The sequence below is a fragment of the Halorubrum distributum JCM 10118 genome, assembly GCF_000337335.1.
Taxonomy (GTDB): Archaea; Halobacteriota; Halobacteria; order Halobacteriales; family Haloferacaceae; genus Halorubrum; species Halorubrum distributum.
Map to the genome: position 1 here is coordinate 24,798 of NZ_AOJN01000053.1, position 16,217 is coordinate 41,014.

Genomic DNA, 16,217 nt, shown 5'->3' on the forward strand with positions numbered 1-16,217 from the left:
ATGGCACAATCACAGTCGACAGCGACGAGCGCGCGTGAGGTCGTCGAACCGAGTAGCGACGAAACCGAGTTCGTTTTCTTCAGCGGGAAGGGCGGCGTCGGCAAGAGCACGGTGAGCTGTGCGACCGCGACGTGGCTCGCCGACAACGACTACGAGACGCTGCTGGTGACCACCGACCCCGCCCCGAATCTCTCGGACATCTTCGGGCAGTCGATCGGCCATGAGGTCACCGCGATCGACGGGATCGAGAACCTCTCGGCGATCGAGATCGACCCGGACACCGCCGCCGAGGAGTACCGCCAGGAGACGATCGAGCCGATGCGCGAACTGCTCGGTGAAGAGGAGATCCAGACGGTCGAAGAGCAGCTCAACAGCCCCTGCGTCGAGGAGATCGCCGCCTTCGACAACTTCGTCGACTTCATGGACAGCCCGGAGTACGACGTCGTCGTCTTCGACACCGCACCGACGGGCCACACCATCCGGCTGATGGAGCTCCCCTCCGACTGGAACGCCGAACTCGAGAAGGGCGGCTCGACCTGTATCGGGCCGGCGGCCTCGATGGAGGACAAGAAACAGGATTACGAGCGCGCGATCGACACGCTCCAGGACGACGAGCGCACTTCCTTCGCCTTCGTCGGCAAGCCGGAGGACTCCTCGATCGACGAGATCGAACGCAGCGCGAGCGACCTCGGCGACCTCGGGATCGAGTCGCAGCTGTTGATCCTCAACGGCTACCTCCCAGAGTCGGTGTGCGAGGACCCCTTCTTCGAGGGGAAACGCGCGGACGAGCAGGCCGTTATCGAGCGCGCCCGCGAGGAGTTCGACGCGGACGCGACGGCGACATACCCGCTCCAGCCCGGCGAGATAGCCGGGCTCGACCTGCTCGCTGACGTGGGCGGTGTCCTCTACGACGGCACGGAGGCGACCGTCGACGTCGGGACCGCGACCGACGTGGACGCTGACGGTGCGGTCGAGTTCGATTCGATGGCGGACGCCGACGCGGTTGTCGACCAGCTCACGCCGGGCGAGGAGACGGAGTACCTCTTTTTCACCGGGAAGGGCGGCGTCGGCAAGAGCACGGTCGCCTCGACGGCAGCGACGAAACTCGCTGAGGCGGGCCACGAGACGCTTGTCGTCACGACCGATCCGGCCGCGCACTTAGAGGACATCTTCGGTGAGCCCGTGGGCCACGAACCCACCTCGGTCGGCCAGGAGAACCTCGACGCGGCGCGAATCGACCAAGAAAAAGCGCTTGCGGAGTACCGCGAGCAAGTCCTCGACCATGTCACCGAGATGTACGAGGACAAAGAGGACACGCAGATCGACGTCGACGCCGCGATCGCGAACGTCGAAGAGGAATTGGAATCGCCCTGTGCCGAGGAGATGGCCGCGCTCGAAAAGTTCGTGAGCTACTTCGACGAGGACGGCTACGACGTGGTCGTCTTCGACACGGCGCCGACAGGCCACACCCTTCGCTTGCTCGAACTTCCCTCCGACTGGAAGGGGTTCATGGACCTCGGCTCGCTGACGAAGGGGGCTGCCCCCGCCAAAGGCGACCAGTACGACGAGGTCATCGAGACGATGAAAGACCCCGAACGGAGCACGTTCGCGTTCGTGATGTACCCCGAGTACACGCCTATGATGGAAGCCTACCGGGCCGCCGCCGACCTCAAAGATCAGGTCGGCATCGAGACCTCGCTGGTCGTCGCCAACTACCTCCTCCCCGAGGAGTACGGCGACAACGCCTTCTTCGCGAATCGGCGCGCTCAGCAGGCGCAGTATCTCGACGAGATCCGTGACCGGTTCGACGCGCCGTTGATGTTGGCGCCGCTCCGGCAGGACGAACCGATTGGGCTCGACGAACTCAGCGCCTTCGGTGAGGAGATTACCGGACTCGCAGACGTTGTCGAAGCGGACGCACCGGAGGTGACGCCCTCGTGAGCGACGCACAGGACGTGGAAGGTGCGGCCGAGGACAGCGTGGGCGTGTCTACTGAGGAAGACGTAGAAGCCAACATTGAGGCGGCGCTCCACGAGTTCCTCGACACGCTCGACGAGTCTGAGACGTATCAGCGGTTCGTCGCGGCCGACGAGGCGTTACAGGACGATGACGACGCGATGGCGCTGCTCCGCGAGTACCAGCGAAAGCAACAGCAGATGCAACGCGGCGGTTTCGACGAGTCGGTGATGGCCGAGCTGAAGCAGCTCCAGACCGAAATGTCGAACAACGAGACGATCCAGCGTCAGCAGGCCGCACAGGCCGATCTGATAGAACTGCTCAAGCGAACGAACGACGCCATCAGCGACGAGATCGGCGAGGAGTTCGCGCGGTCCACCGGAGGTGGGTGCTGTTGAGCGCTTCCGGTCAGGACGCCAGCGAGTCCGAAGTGACAGACGAAGAGGTCGTCGCGGCCGCCGAGGCGCTCGGCGAAGAGCTTGCGGCGGCGAAAGAGTCCTCCTCGGAGTTCGCGTTCACCACGATGGTGATGCAGTGTAACGAAGCGATCGGCGACGAGACCGGTGTCGACTACGGGAGCGTCTGCGGCGCCGACGACGACGGCTGCTGTTAGCGGAGGTCGACAGGGGTCATTCCGGCTGACGACCCTGCCAATTGTCACTCCGCGGACGGAGTTTGCGACAGGAGTTCGTCGAACAGCGAGACGACACGTTCTTCGATCTCGTCACGGATCTCCCGAACCTGCTCGATCGGGCGCTCGTGGGGATCGTCGAGCCCCCAATCGCGATTCTCGCCGTTCCACGTTGCCGGGCATACATCCGATGCCGAACACCCCATCGTGACGACGATATCGACCGCCTGTAGCTCGTCTGGCGTCACCTCTCGCGGCGTTCGGTCGCTGAGATCGATGTCTCGCTCTCTCATTGCTTCGACGACGATCTCGTGGACGTGGTTCGCAGGCTGTGTGCCACCGGTAACGATCGTAAGCTGATCGCCCACACCGCGACGGTCGCGCTCGCGCTCAGCGAACGCCGCCGCCATTTGGCTCCGTCCTGCGTTTTGGACGCACACGAACGCGATCTGGTGGTCCGTCCGCTCATCGGATTCAGTCACACCTCCACAAGCGAGTGGGATCGGTATAGCTGTTACTTCAGGCATAGCGGTCTTGGTAGGCAATCTGAGAAGTACTCTCAGACCCGTGTTGAGCTATTGAGACGTATATACATCACATATAAGTTCTCAAGTCGACGGGACGCTCGCTCGCCGATTACGTATCGGTCAATACCACTCATAGCAGCCGTTAATTACCACGATCTCGTTATCAGCCTATGGATCGCTTTGATCGGTTAGCGTGTCCAGCGTGTGGGGTCTCGTCTGGATCTCGCTGCGAGGAGATTGAAGAAGGCGTCGCCGCCGGGGCCGACGTGAGGAGCGTCGACGGGGACGCCTGCCCGGATGCCAGCTCCCACCGTCGTCGAGCAGTATTAGTCGGGACCGCGGGCGCGGCGGGGATCGGCGGCCTCGCCGTCGCGCGTGGCGCACGTCGACTGACCGACGGCGGGACCAATGAGGACACCCAAACTGTGACCGACGACCCACCTCCCTCGCCAACGGACAACCTGACGCTCGTCGCGCATCGGGGTTTTGCGGGAGAAAACCCCGAGAACACGCTTACAGCGGCGCGGGCGGCAACGCGTGAGGACGGCCCCGGCGGCCGCGCCGATTTCGTCGAGTTCGATGTCGTCGCCACCAGTGAGGGCGATGTCGTGGTGTTCCACGACGACGAGCTCGCGGGTCGCGACGGGGACGAGCCGGGGGTTACGGACGTCGACGGCGTCGTGTGGGAGACGGATACGGAGACGGTCACGAGCGCAGAGGTGCTCGGAAGCGGAGAGACAGTGCCCCGGCTCGATGAGATGCTCGCTGCGATCCCGACGGATGTCGGCGTCAACGTCGAGTTGAAGAACCCGGGCAGCGGGTCGCTCCGGTTCGGGGAGAAGCTCTCTGAGAGGGATCTCGAAGCGCGGAAATCGATCTGGGGCCCATTCGTCGACCGAGTTCTCGCAGCACTGGACGCGACCGATCACGAGGTCCTCCTCTCGTCATTCTACGAAGCGGCGGTCGCGGTCGCAGCCGAGCGGTCGACGTACCCGGTCGCGCCGATCCTGTGGGACTCGGTTGAGGACGGGATCTCCATCGCCGAGCGGTACGACGCCGCGGCGGTTCACCCGCCTGCGGAGATGGTCCGACGGACTCCCTTCTTCGACGACTCGCGGTTCGGCGGCACCGACATCGTCGAAGCCGCTCGGACAGACGGCCGCGCGGTCAACGTTTGGACGGTCGAGACGTGGTATCAGGCGGAACGCCTCGTCGAGGCCGGCGTCGACGGGCTCATCGCCGACTACTCGACGCTGCTGTCGGAGTGAGCTTCGGCCGCCGAACCGTCGGCTATGTTCCGGAGCGATACGTGGAGGTATGTATACCTATTGACTAGTGTATGTTAACATGGATTGAACCGTGCCGCTCGGGAGAACTATTATCAACGGTTATGAACTTCGTTCGGAATGGTTGGCGTGTATGGCTCCAACTCGCGGGAGTTCAAATGGTATCTCACGGCGGAACACCCTCACGACCACTGGCGCCGCGCTCGCCGCGGCGACAGGTCTTGCCGGTTGTCTCGGAGGCAGCAGCGGCAGCGGCGGAGCGGAGTTCTCTCCGATCGCCGAGGAACTCACCGTCTGGCACGCTATGGGCGGGACGAACGGGGAGACGCTCGACCAGATCGGGTCTGACTTCGAAGACGAGACGGGGAAACCAGTTAACATGGAGTTCCAAGACAGCTACGAGAACGTCCTGACGAACACCCTGTCCGCGTTCGACTCCGGGAACGTCTCGGACATGCTCCAAGTTGACAGCCTGTTCGCACAGCAGGTGCTCGACACGGACCAAGTCCGACCCGTCGAGGAGATCCTCCCCGACAACTTCGATTCGGGCGTCTTCCTCGACAACGTCGCTGAGTTCTTCACCGTTGACGGTGAGCTCGCCTCGCTCCCGTTCAACAACTCCAACGCGATCATGTACATCAACCGGGACGCTTTCGAGGAGGCCGGGCTCGACCCCGACGACCCGCCGCAGACGCTGGCCGAGGTCAGGAGCGCATCGGAGCAACTCGTCGACCAAGACGTGACGCAGTTCGGGATCACCTGGCCGAACCACGTGTGGTTCGTTGAGACGTGGTACGGGTTCGAAGGCGAGCTGATGACGGACGCCGAGAACGGCCACGCCGGCGAGCCCTCCGAGTTCCGAACGCCGGACGCGGCCTACGACATGTTCGAGTGGTGGAGGGGGATGGCCGAAGACGACCTCTACACGAATCCGGGGATTGAGGCGTGGGGCGAAGCCACGTCGCTCTTCACCGAACAGGAGTCGGCGATGCTGCTGACAAGCACCGCGTCAGTCGCCGGACTCATTGCAGACTCAGACGGTTTCGAGGTCGGCGCCGCCCCGTATCCGAGCATCAGCGACACGCGCGTCGGTCCTGTGATCGGTGGCGCCTCGTTTTACGTACCTGACGGGCTCCCCGAGTCGCGGTACGAGGACATCGGCCAGCTCTTACAGTACATGTCCGAACCGGAGGTCCAGACGCAGTGGCACAAGGGGTCGGGGTACTACCCGATCACGCAGCCGTCGGTCGACTCGCTTCGTGAGGAGGGCTGGTTCGAAGAGAACCCGATGTACGGCGTCGCTCTCGATCAGCTCCAGAGCGGGGATGCGAGCGACCCGGCAACGAAGCGCGCGCTCCTCGGGCCGGCGCGGAACGTTCAGACGGTGATCCAGGACAAGTCCGTCGACATCCTGAACGCCGACGACATGGACGCCGAGGTTGAAGCGCTCAAAACGGAGGTCGAAGACGTGCTGGACGGCTACTACAACTGACGAGGCCGACCGACGCACGCCAGCTCTAAACAATTCGAACCCACGCCCCATCCAACCCACACAACGTCATCTCACACGAATGTCCACACGCGAAATATTCGACAGTCGGATCGAGTCGGGGTTGCTGTTGCTGCCGACGCTCCTCGTCACGGTGGTGTTCCTCTATTACCCGACGGCGCTGGCGTTTCGGACCAGCTTCTTCGACTCAAGCTTCGGACGGGCCGAGGTGTTCGTCGGGCTCGAGAACTACGTCGAGCTGTTGACCAGTTCGGGGTACCATCAGAGCATTATCATCTCGGTGGTCTTCGCGGCCGTCGTCGTCGTCGGCGTCGTCGTCGTGTCGCTGTATCTGACCTTCCTCATCCACGAGGTCGACACGGGTCAGGGGCTCTACCTGATTTCCGTGATCTGGCCATACGCGCTTCCGCCGGCGGTCGGCGCGCTCGTGTTCCTCTTTATTACTCACCCAACACTCGGCGTGCTGACGGGGCCCATCGAGTCGCTCGGCGTCGAAGTCGACTGGTTCAACAACGGGTCGCAGGCGTTCGTCGTCGTGGCGTTGGCGGCCATCTGGAAACAGATCGGCTACAATGTGATATTCATGATCGCCGCGATGAACAACGTGCCGGACACGCTCACGGAGACCGCCGAACTGGACGGAGTCGGCGGGCTGCGCCGGCTCGTGTCTGTGTACATCCCGATCATGACGCCGACGATATTCTTCCTCGTCATCATCAACACGATCTACGCCTTCTTCGGCACGTTCGCGTTCGTCGACCTCCTCACGAGCGGCGGGCCGTCGAACGCGACGAACATCCTGATATTCAACCTGTACCAAGAAGGATTTTCCTTTTTCAACTTCGGCATCGCCTCCGCGAAGTCGGTCGTGTTGTTCGTCATCGTTGGCGTGCTGATGTTCGTCCAGTTCCAGATTACGGACAAATACTCATATTACGGTGGCTAAGATGGTTGGAGTACTCCAATACGCGAAACAGCGGGTCGACGCGCTGAGAGGCAACTACGAGACGCAGCGGATCCACGAAGACGATCTCGGGACCCACTTCCAGCTCCTGCTCCTCGTCGTGGCGGTGGTGTTCCCGATCGCCGTCGCGCTGGCCGTCAGCACGAAACAGTCCGGGGTCGTCACCAGCGTCGTCGACCTCCTCCCCGGGGGTTACGCCGTTGAGAACTACCGCGAAGTGCTCGTGGACTATCAGTTCGGCCGCTTCATGTGGAACTCGTTGGCGATGTCGGTCGTGATCGTCGTCGGGAAGCTCATCATCTCGGTGTTCGCAGCGATGGCGATCGTCTACTACCGGGTCCCGTACAAGGACCTCGTGTTCCTGTTTATTTTGTTCACACTGCTTCTGCCGGTTCCCGTCCGGTTCATCCCACTGTTCCAGCTGATGAACGACCTCGGGTGGAGCAACACGATCCTCGCAATCACGGTCCCATACCTCGCGAGCGCGACGACGGTGTTCATCCTCCGCCAGCACTTCCTGTCGATCCCGACGTCCATCGTCGAGACGGCGAAGCTGGACGGCGTCGGCCCGCTGAAGTTCATGCTGTTCGTGCTGCTTCCGATGTCGAAGGGGGTCCTCGTCGGCGTCTCGATCATCATGTTCGTCTACGCGTGGAACCAGTATCTCTGGCCGCTGATCATCATCGACTCCGAGGCGAACCAGGTCGCGCAGGTCGGCCTCCAGCTGTTACAGGGCGACGTACAGGGCGGACAGCTCTCGTGGTCGCTCGTGATGGCCGGCTCCACGCTGACGCTTTTACCCCCGCTGCTCCTGATGATCGTGTTCCGAAAGCCGCTGTTAGAGACGTTCAGTATCCAACAGAAGTGACAATGACAACCGTAACACTACACAACCTCCGGAAGGAGTTCGACGACGTCGTCGCAGTCAACGGGATCGACCTCGAGATCGTCGACGGGGAGTTCCTCGTCATCGTTGGCCCGAGCGGCTGCGGCAAGAGCACGACGCTCCGGCTGCTCGCCGGCCTCGAAGACGCGACCGACGGCGAGATCGTCATGGACGGTCGAGACGTCACCGCCGTCGAACCGAAGGACCGGAACGTCGCGATGGTGTTCCAAAACTACGCGCTGTACCCGCACATGACCGGGCGGCGAAATATCACCTTCGGCATGAAATCGAGCGGCGACTTCACTGACGAGGAGATCGACCGGCGCGTCGAGGAGGCCGCGGAGACGCTCGATATCGCCGACCTGCTCGACCGGAAGCCGCAGGCGATGTCTGGCGGGGAGCGCCAGCGAGTGGCCCTCGGGAGGGCCATCGTTCGCGATCCCGACGCGTTCCTGATGGACGAGCCGCTCTCGAACCTCGACGCGAAGCTCCGCATCCAGATGCGCGCAGAGCTCGCACAGCTACACACCTCACTCGGGACAACAACCGTGTACGTGACCCACGACCAGACGGAGGCGATGACACTCGGCGAGCGCGTCGTCGTGATGAACGACGGGCGGATCATGCAGGTCGACGAGCCTCAGACGTTGTACGATTTCCCGGCAAACCGGTTCGTCGCCGAGTTTATTGGCGACCCGGCGATGAACATGCTCCCTGTTGACATCGAGAACGGGACCGCCGTTCACGACGCGTTTACGATCCAGCTTCCGAACGCCGACGGGGGTGTTCGGAACGGCGCGAAGGAGAGCGGAGATGCGTCGATTCGCGACGGACAGCGGGCCGTACTCGGCGTGCGTCCGGAGGATTTGTACATGGCGACCGACCGGCCCAACACGGGCGACGAGACGCTCAACGCGACCGTGAACGTGACCGAGCCGCTCGGTGATAGCCTGCTGTTACACTGCTCGATCGGGGAGACACCCTGTAAGATCCAGGCGAAGGCACGGTCCGAGATCCGCCCCGACGACACGGTTTCGATCGCGTACGACCCAGCTCGGCTACACCTGTTCGATCCAGAGTCCGGTGACGCGCTCTATCACTCCGAGTCGTACGCTTCGAGCGAGAGCGCGGCCGCAGCGGCGGATCACGGATGACAGTCTTAGTAGACGACCCGTCGCGGTAGGCGGCCTCAAGCTCTTACCTCGATGTTAGAGCCGCAGAATAAACGCAATAGAACAGTCGAGAAAGGGTCAGTCAACCCGCACACTTCGCCATCGAGAACTACATAGCAGTATAGTCTACTAATACAAACTGATTAATTCGGGAGCGTAATACCTCTATTTGAGTCCGATCCTCAGACGAACTGTTTCGGCTCTGGACCCACCCACATGAACACGAAACCACAGTTCGGTAACGGTGTTGAAGCACAACATGAACGGTTCAAAATCGACAGCTACGGGAAGATCTACATCGTCGGAGATGTCCACGGGAGCCGAAAGATTCTCGAACGGCTCCTCACCGACCTCGAATTAGCGGGCGACGATCTTGTCGTCTTCGTCGGTGACCTCGTCAGAAAAGGGCCGGACAGTCCTGGTGTTATCGATCTCGTTCGTGAGGATTCGCGTCTCGTCAGTGTCCGTGGAAACAATGAGCAGAAGATTGTGCGCGGCGACAAGAACCCGGACTGGCTCCGCGAGAGTGACCGCGAGTATTTCCAATCACTTCCGGTTGCCATCTCATTCGACGAAGTGCTCGTCGTCCACGGTGGCATCGATCCTCAACGGTCGCTGGCTGACCACACCGTCGAAGAGCTGCTGACGATGCGTTCCCCGCATGGTGATGGGTACGACGGACCGTTTTGGTATGATGATTATGAGGGGCCCTATCGCGTCTTCTTCGGCCACACTGTTCATGACCACCCGGTGGAGCGAGAACATGCCGTCGGCCTTGATACCGGCTGCGTCTACGGCGGAACGCTCACCGCGTACGACTACCGGAATGACGAATTCCACACCGTAGAGGCGAAGACGCATCAAGAACGCGCCAACTCGAAAATTGTCGATCCGGCCTGAGCGGCTCTATTTATTCGATCCTCGATAGAAGAGAGATATTTCCCAAACTAGTTCTTTTGTGACCCTCTTAGCCACTATCCGAAGTGGAACGATAGCGGGCGATTAACGAAACACTCGGCCTAGTGTCCATGCGATTCCGTTCGCCACGGAACAGAACAGAAGGAGGCCGGTGAAAAGAGAAGCCGGTCCCGAGTCGTAATACCCGATACCGAGAGCAACAGTCACCAATGAGCCGAGACAGATTCCCACAACTGGAGCCAGTCCCAACAGAACGCTGATCAAGATGCTCACACGCTCGCAACCGAGCACTCCAGCGATCAGGGCCCCACCGAGGACGCTACCGGACAGAACGACATTCGAAGCGAAATTGTAGGCCCCGGCGCTGATTCCGTCACCAGCGTAGCCGATTCGAAGGACAGCGTACGCTACTACGGTTGCCGCACAAAGAACGAGTACACCGGTAGCGACACTGAGACCTTCATCGATCAAGGATCGATCGGAGAGTATCTGACTCTCAAATAGCGAACTCCTCATGAACGTAGTCACTTGTACTCAGTCTGAAGACGGTTCCGTGCTCCGTCGCGCGTTTTGAAGTATCGTCGGTCGCCCTCCGCCGTCCGAACAGCCCAGTCGTACGTCTCGCTATCAGGACGGTATCAGTGATCGGAGTATACGTCGAACACGGACACGTCTCCCCCATCCGAGTGAGTTTGTTTTTCATCGGTATCGAGATCGGCTTCGTCCGACACCTCGGATCTCGCGTCCGTCTCGATCTCCGTGACATCTTCAACGAGAAGCGCTTCCTCGATTAGATCCGTATCGACAATCATCCCCGGTCCGTAGCCGTGATCGAGTGCTGCTTCCGTAGCTGCCATCAGTATCTCTTGGATGTCTCGAACCGGGTCGTCGTCCGAAGAGACCGCTTCGTAGGTTCCGTCGCTCTGCATCACCCACCGACGGCGATTGTCTGTTAATGACGCCTCCAAAATGAATCGGAGCTGTTCGCGCAGTTGCGTGTCTTCGACCGGCGTGACCGCTTCTACTCGATAATCGAGATTCCGGGTCATCCAATCGGCGGAGCCGATGTACCACTCGGGACTGCCTCCGTTCTCGAAGTAAAATATCCGAGCGTGTTCGAGGAATCGGCCGACGATCGAGTGGACGGTGATATTCTCGCTTAGTCCTTCAATACTGGGACGAAGCCGGCAGATATCTCGAACGATCAAATCGATTTCGACGCCGGCCATCGAAGCACGATAGAGTTCCTCGACCATCGACGGGTCTTCAAGCCCGTTTATTTTGACCACGATCCGTGCCCGCTGACCAGCACGAGCATGCTCGGCCTCTCGTCTGACCATCTCCGTGAACCGCTCACGCATCGTTACGGGTGCAATCAAGAGTTTTCGGAAGCGGTCGTCGAGCGTCGGTCCGGTGAAGAAATTGAACACCTTCGTGAGATCGAACCCAATGTCTCGATCAGCGGTCAACAACCCCAGGTCGGAGTACCCTTTCGCAGTTCCTGAATGGTAGTTTCCGGTGCCGATGTGCGAGTAGAGCTGAACGCCATCGTCCTCTCGACGCACGACGAGCGCCGTCTTCGTGTGCGTCTTCAACCCTACAGTCCCGTACGCGACGTGGATGCCCTCCTCTTCGAGTTGCCGAACCCATTCGAGGTTGTTTTTCTCGTCGAACCGAGCCTTCAGTTCGACCATCACCGCGACCTGCTTGCCGTTGTCGGCGGCATTTATAAGGCTCTGAATTACCTTCGAGTCGCTCGCGGTTCGATAGATCGCCGCCTTCACCGCGAGCACGTCGGGATCGGTCGCGGCCGCGTTGAGAAATCGCTGAACCGTCCCCTCGAACGAGTGATACGGGTGGTGCGCGAGAATGTCCCCGTGTTTAACTTCGTCAAAGATACTCTTCGTCTCGTCTCTAGTATCACTCGCCAGTGAGCCTAATCGGGGATGAGGCTTTGGTGACCACGCCGGCGGCTTGAGATCGGGGCGATCGAGATCGATGAGCTCGAAGAAGTCCTCGAAGTCGATCGGTCCCTCACGGTGGAACACTTCTCGGTCGTCGACCCCGAGCTGATCTTTGAGAATCGTCAGTGACTCATCGGGCATATCGGCGTCAACCTCCAGCCGAACCACCGTCGCGAAGCGTCGCTGTTCGATGACCTCCTCAACCATATCGACGAGGTCTTCGGCGACCTCTTCGTTCCGCCGCACCTCGGCGTTTCGCGTCACCTTGAATTTCGATACGTCACGGATATCGAGATCAGGGAGCAACAGGTCAAGGTTACGTTCGATGAGGTCTTCGATGAGAACGTACCTGTCAGCCTCGCCAGAAACGCTGATGAGGCGGGGTTGATTCGGCGGAATCTTGATCCGGGTGAATGTCGGCTCTTCGCCCCCGTTCGACGAGAGCACAGCGAGCGAAAGCGAGAGGTTAGAGATGAACGGGAACGGGTGAGCGGGATCGAATGCGAGCGGCGTCAGTGTCGGCAGAATAGACTCCTCGAAGTGCGTCCGCAGCTGTTCTTGATCTCCTTCGGGTAACTCGTCAGGGGTACAGATCTCGATCCCTTCGTCGGCGAGCGTCGGTTTGAGAACAGACTGCCAGTATTCCGACTGCTGCGCAAAGAGCGGGCGTGCGGTGTCGAGTACTTCGACCCACTGCTCTTTCGGTGTCCGTCCATCGGGCGTCGTCTTCGTCACGCCGGCGTCGATCTGCTGTTTGAGTCCGCCGACGCGCTTCATGAAGAACTCGTCCGTGTTTTTTGTGAAGAACGCGAGAAATCGGAGCCGTTCGAGCGGCAGATTCCGATCGTCCATTCCCTCTCGAAGAACTCGCTCCTGAAACGCCAGTTCGGAGAGTTCTCTGTTGAGGTAGTACTCTGGGTCTGTGAGGTCTCTGTCGGTCACAGAATCACCCGCAAGGAGAACGTGGATACCGTGACGCGGCTCCTGTATCTGTCAAACTAAAAGATTCCTATCATTTTTGAGTCAGCGGAAACGACACCTTACAAATGAGAGAGTAGCACTCATTTTTCGGGTTCACCTGACTGGGATCGGTTATCTTTCGACATCGGACTAGCGGGATGAGATCTCGACTGACGGTTCGGGTGCTGACAGAGACCCTTCGCCACCGGACAGGGCACCATCGGGAAGCCATGTGTCGTCGCGTTCCATCCACTCTCCGATCGGAAGTCGCTGAGTAGTCTCTGAGGGGATGACAATTTCAGTAGCGTTAGAAATGATCCCGTACTTTCGAATCGCCATTTTGGGCTCGTTGAGATCGTGTCTACCTAGATGTGGCTTCACGCGAGCGTACAGATCCTGTTTCGAATACTCGCTTCGTCGCCCTTCGAGCGCGCGAACGGCGTTACAAACTGGACAGCTAAGGACCATAGCCGATTCCATGACTTACAGATGCTACGCTAACTACAAGAAGCCCGATCAATAGTTGTATATACTAATATATAATATTTGAAACCGTCCGTATCGAGGCTAAGCTCACGGATAACATCCTCCCCCACCGAGCGAAGTCGGTAGACTGAGCGAAGTAAGGTGGAGTTGTTGACCACGGTTGCTCCGGTCAGTGGGGGCGCTTCGCCGACGCGTCAGCAATCGTCTGAAACTGCGTCGGGTCTCGGAGGAACTCCTCACCCGTGTCGGTGATCGCCGACTGGTCGATGTATTCGACGCCGTCGCCGTACACCGCTAGCACGGGCTCGTCTTTGAACTCACCAATCGGGCGAGACGTGGTGCACTCTATTGCGACGTACGTCCCTCCCGGGAGGGTGGGCGCGTCCGCGTACACCGCCGGGAGGTCGTCCCTGTGAACGCCGACCAGCATGTGACCGGGAAGGATCACCATCGCGGTCCGGTAGCCGATCGCCGGCTGCGAAAGCATCCCGACAAGCAGATACGTGAGGTCCTCGCAGTCACCGCAGCCATCGACAAGCGTCTCCTCGACGGTTCGGATATAGTCCGGCGCTCCCATCGATTCCGCATCCGTCGCGTATTCGAGCGAGTGTACAAGTCCGATCGCTCCGTCGAGAAGGACCGACTCAGGGAGCGACCGTCGAGCACTCTCGCCCATCGCGCTCGCGTTGACGAGCGTCTCCGTGAGCCGCTCGGCATGAGCGCTCGCCTTCGCCGCTTCGAAGCCACTCAGATATCCGTGCGTCTCGTCGGCCGCTTCTCTGTACGCGGACCGTTCGATCGGAAACTCCAGACGCCACTCACGCCCGGACCGGTCCGTCCACTCGTACGTCATGGCGTAGCCGTCCGCGGTCCGTTCCCGAGCGACCGAATCTTTCCCGTCGATGGGTGTCGGCCGCGTCGGCTCGCTCGCAGAAAGAGACAGCGCCACAGACCACAGATCGGACAGTTCGAGGACCGAGGAAGCGACGACCCCGAGCGCGACTCGGTCCAGCGTTTTGTTGAGGAGTTCCCGTCGTTTCATGCCCACCGACGGATCACCTCGGATTCGTCCGTCACCGGTAGAGGCGTCCGAATCGGTGGCGGGCGAAAGATCCGAGTCCGCGTCGATCGGGGCTTCGGATTCGACGGGGACCGGCAGCGTCGGGCTTCGCGACCGTCTCGCCCGCCGCAGTCGCGGTACATCCGGGGGGTTATCGGAAGCATTCGGGCTTGACGACGGAGTCGACATCCACCGTCACCCACGTCGACAGCCGCTCGTCATCGGTCGCCTCAGCCGGGAACACCGTGACCCGATCGGGACCCGACGACCGCCTGTCGACTTGGTGTACCAGACCGGTGAACGCGGGACTCACCGATTTCCGCCCGGTCGTCTCGTCGTTCTTCGACCTCCGGTTGGTATCTGTTGTCATCTGTTACTCGTTCGAGTTATTCGGCAGCCTGTGCTTGAACCCTTATAATAGGCGAACGGACGCGTCAGAAGCCGACCGGTGGGATATATACTCGTCGTGACCGGTCCTTGGTGCCCGTTCTCGCTCGACGAAGACGAGTCCACTCCGACATTTAGATCACGGTTTTTCAGATTGAAATGATCCGGCTATGGCGTGGATCCGGATGGAACTCCGGAGATTGGCGATCATGTCGTAGTCGGTTTGATACAAATTCGATTCTCTCTTGATCAGAGAACGCCCGTTCGGCCGCTGATTTCGTACGGAGCGATATATATCACTCATAGCAACGAAAACCGTGCCTCGGTGAAATCCCCAGGTGTATGTCCTCGCCCGAATGCGGGACGCTATCCCCGGTACTCGATACGCTCCACACCGGTGTGGCGATCTATGACGCCGCCTCCGGGGCTGTTATCGACGCGAATGCGCGACTGGAGGAAATCCTCGGTTACAGTTCGGACCAACTGCGTGAGCTCTCCGTGGCCGAATACACGGCAAACACGTACCCACACACCGAGTCTGAGTTCCACAATCGACTCTCTAGGGCCGCCAACGGAAGCCCGCAGCAGTTCGTGTGGCGAGCCAAACGAGCGGACGGCGAACTCATCTGGATTCAGGTGTTTACTTCTCGACAGCGTCCGACGGCGGACCGCTGTGTCCACGTCGAGGTACGGGACATTACGCGTCACTACGACACCCACCATCGAGCGGAGCTGTTCTGGCGGGTCCTTCGGCACAACCTCCGGAACGAGGCCGCGATTATCATCGGATGTGCGGAGCAGTTGATGAACGGCTCTGAGAGCGAACCGCCCAAAGAAGTGGTCTCAACCATTCTTTCCAGAGGAGAGAAGCTCGGGAACATTGCGACGTCCGTGAAACAAATCGAACACGCGGTGACCGACTCGCAGACGAGCGTCGCCCGGGTTTCCGCCGCGGGCGCCGTGCGGGACATCGCGAATCGGATAGGCGCCGAACACCCCGACGCGGACATCCGAGTCAGCGAACGGAAACGGATGTGGATAGACGTCAACGATGCGTTCGAGTACGCGCTCGCACACGCCGTTGAGAACGCGATTGTCCACAGCAACGACGAGGCGCCGGCAGTCGAGATAACGGTCGGCCCGTCGCCCAACACCGGTCGCGCGGAGATCCGCATCGAAGACACGAATCCGCCGATCCCACCCGAGGAGATCGCCGCGCTGTTTTCGCCGACCGTCACTACGAGCACGTCCCATGGCTCCGGGATCGGCCTGTTCGTGATGAAGTGGTGCGTCGAATCGCTCGGCGGAGAGGTGTTGTTCGAATCGCGGAATTCCGGGGGAAACGCCGTCTGCTTGCTCCTGCCGCCTAAGCAACTCCCGGATTCGATGACGACCGATTGAGTTCGCTGTTCGCGACGCCGCGTACGTCTCAATGGGAGTTACCCTCCATCAGTCAGCATGAATCGGTCTCCAATTCGCTCCATTCAATATCGATCCGAGCTCTGTCGGC

Annotated in this window: 14 protein-coding genes; 10 read left to right on the forward strand and 4 right to left on the reverse strand. The window is 60.4% G+C overall.

Features of this window, described 5'->3' with window-relative positions:
* From arsA to hcsS, 3 genes are read left to right on the forward strand one after another with little or no spacing between them, the layout of a single operon-like run.
* Window positions 1-1,941 (forward strand): arsenical pump-driving ATPase, encoded by a 1,941-nt coding sequence (arsA, locus tag C466_RS11825; RefSeq protein WP_004595749.1) that lies wholly within the window; start codon window positions 1-3, stop codon window positions 1,939-1,941.
* Complete coding sequence (hcsL, locus tag C466_RS11830) at window positions 1,938-2,354, forward strand: halo-CC-star protein HcsL (protein WP_004595748.1); 417 nt, start codon at window positions 1,938-1,940, stop codon at window positions 2,352-2,354. The genes arsA and hcsL overlap by 4 nt, the downstream gene beginning before the upstream one ends.
* On the forward strand, window positions 2,345-2,569 hold the full coding sequence (hcsS, locus tag C466_RS11835) for a halo-CC-star protein HcsS (protein WP_004595747.1): 225 nt from the start codon (window positions 2,345-2,347) through the stop codon (window positions 2,567-2,569). Before hcsL ends, hcsS begins: the two co-directional genes overlap by 10 nt.
* A gap of 44 nt (window positions 2,570-2,613) precedes the next feature.
* Here the strand turns inward: hcsS and C466_RS11840 are convergent, their stop codons facing one another.
* Window positions 2,614-3,069, reverse strand: coding sequence for an arsenate-mycothiol transferase ArsC (locus tag C466_RS11840; protein WP_004595746.1), 456 nt, complete (start codon window positions 3,067-3,069; stop codon window positions 2,614-2,616).
* 311 nt (window positions 3,070-3,380) lie between these two features.
* Here C466_RS11840 and C466_RS11845 point away from each other — a divergent pair, with 311 nt between their 5' ends.
* The 6 genes from C466_RS11845 (at window position 3,381) to C466_RS16165 (ending at window position 9,832) form a co-directional block, all read left to right on the forward strand.
* Window positions 3,381-4,382, forward strand: coding sequence for a glycerophosphodiester phosphodiesterase (locus C466_RS11845; protein ID WP_239641223.1), 1,002 nt, complete (start codon window positions 3,381-3,383; stop codon window positions 4,380-4,382).
* A gap of 322 nt (window positions 4,383-4,704) precedes the next feature.
* Entirely contained in the window at window positions 4,705-5,892 is a 1,188-nt protein-coding gene (locus C466_RS11850) for an ABC transporter substrate-binding protein (protein WP_004595743.1), read from the forward strand.
* A gap of 79 nt (window positions 5,893-5,971) precedes the next feature.
* Window positions 5,972-6,856 (forward strand): carbohydrate ABC transporter permease, encoded by an 885-nt coding sequence (locus tag C466_RS11855; protein ID WP_004595742.1) that lies wholly within the window; start codon window positions 5,972-5,974, stop codon window positions 6,854-6,856.
* 1 nt (window position 6,857) lies between these two features.
* On the forward strand, window positions 6,858-7,742 hold the full coding sequence (locus tag C466_RS11860; RefSeq protein ID WP_004595741.1) for a carbohydrate ABC transporter permease: 885 nt from the start codon (window positions 6,858-6,860) through the stop codon (window positions 7,740-7,742).
* Between the two features lie 2 nt (window positions 7,743-7,744).
* Window positions 7,745-8,914 (forward strand): ABC transporter ATP-binding protein, encoded by a 1,170-nt coding sequence (locus C466_RS11865; RefSeq protein ID WP_004595740.1) that lies wholly within the window; start codon window positions 7,745-7,747, stop codon window positions 8,912-8,914.
* A gap of 234 nt (window positions 8,915-9,148) precedes the next feature.
* Complete coding sequence (locus tag C466_RS16165) at window positions 9,149-9,832, forward strand: metallophosphoesterase family protein (protein ID WP_004595739.1); 684 nt, start codon at window positions 9,149-9,151, stop codon at window positions 9,830-9,832.
* Window positions 9,833-10,488: 656 nt separating this feature from the next.
* Here C466_RS16165 and ppk1 read toward each other — a convergent pair.
* The 3 genes from ppk1 to C466_RS17670 all read right to left on the reverse strand — a co-directional run bounded on the left by ppk1 (window position 10,489) and on the right by C466_RS17670 (window position 14,690).
* Window positions 10,489-12,756, reverse strand: coding sequence for a polyphosphate kinase 1 (gene ppk1 / locus C466_RS11880; RefSeq protein ID WP_080505957.1), 2,268 nt, complete (start codon window positions 12,754-12,756; stop codon window positions 10,489-10,491).
* Between the two features lie 673 nt (window positions 12,757-13,429).
* Window positions 13,430-14,509 (reverse strand): hypothetical protein, encoded by a 1,080-nt coding sequence (locus tag C466_RS11885; RefSeq protein ID WP_239641225.1) that lies wholly within the window; start codon window positions 14,507-14,509, stop codon window positions 13,430-13,432.
* Window positions 14,472-14,690, reverse strand: a complete 219-nt coding sequence (locus C466_RS17670; protein WP_004595736.1) for a DUF7511 domain-containing protein — start codon at window positions 14,688-14,690, stop codon at window positions 14,472-14,474. Before C466_RS17670 ends, C466_RS11885 begins: the two co-directional genes overlap by 38 nt.
* 359 nt (window positions 14,691-15,049) lie before the next feature.
* Between C466_RS17670 and C466_RS11895 the strand changes: the two genes are divergently transcribed.
* A complete protein-coding gene (locus C466_RS11895; RefSeq protein ID WP_004595735.1) occupies window positions 15,050-16,108 on the forward strand; it encodes a PAS domain-containing sensor histidine kinase in 1,059 nt (352 codons plus the stop codon).
* The last annotated feature ends 109 nt before the right edge of the window (window positions 16,109-16,217 follow it).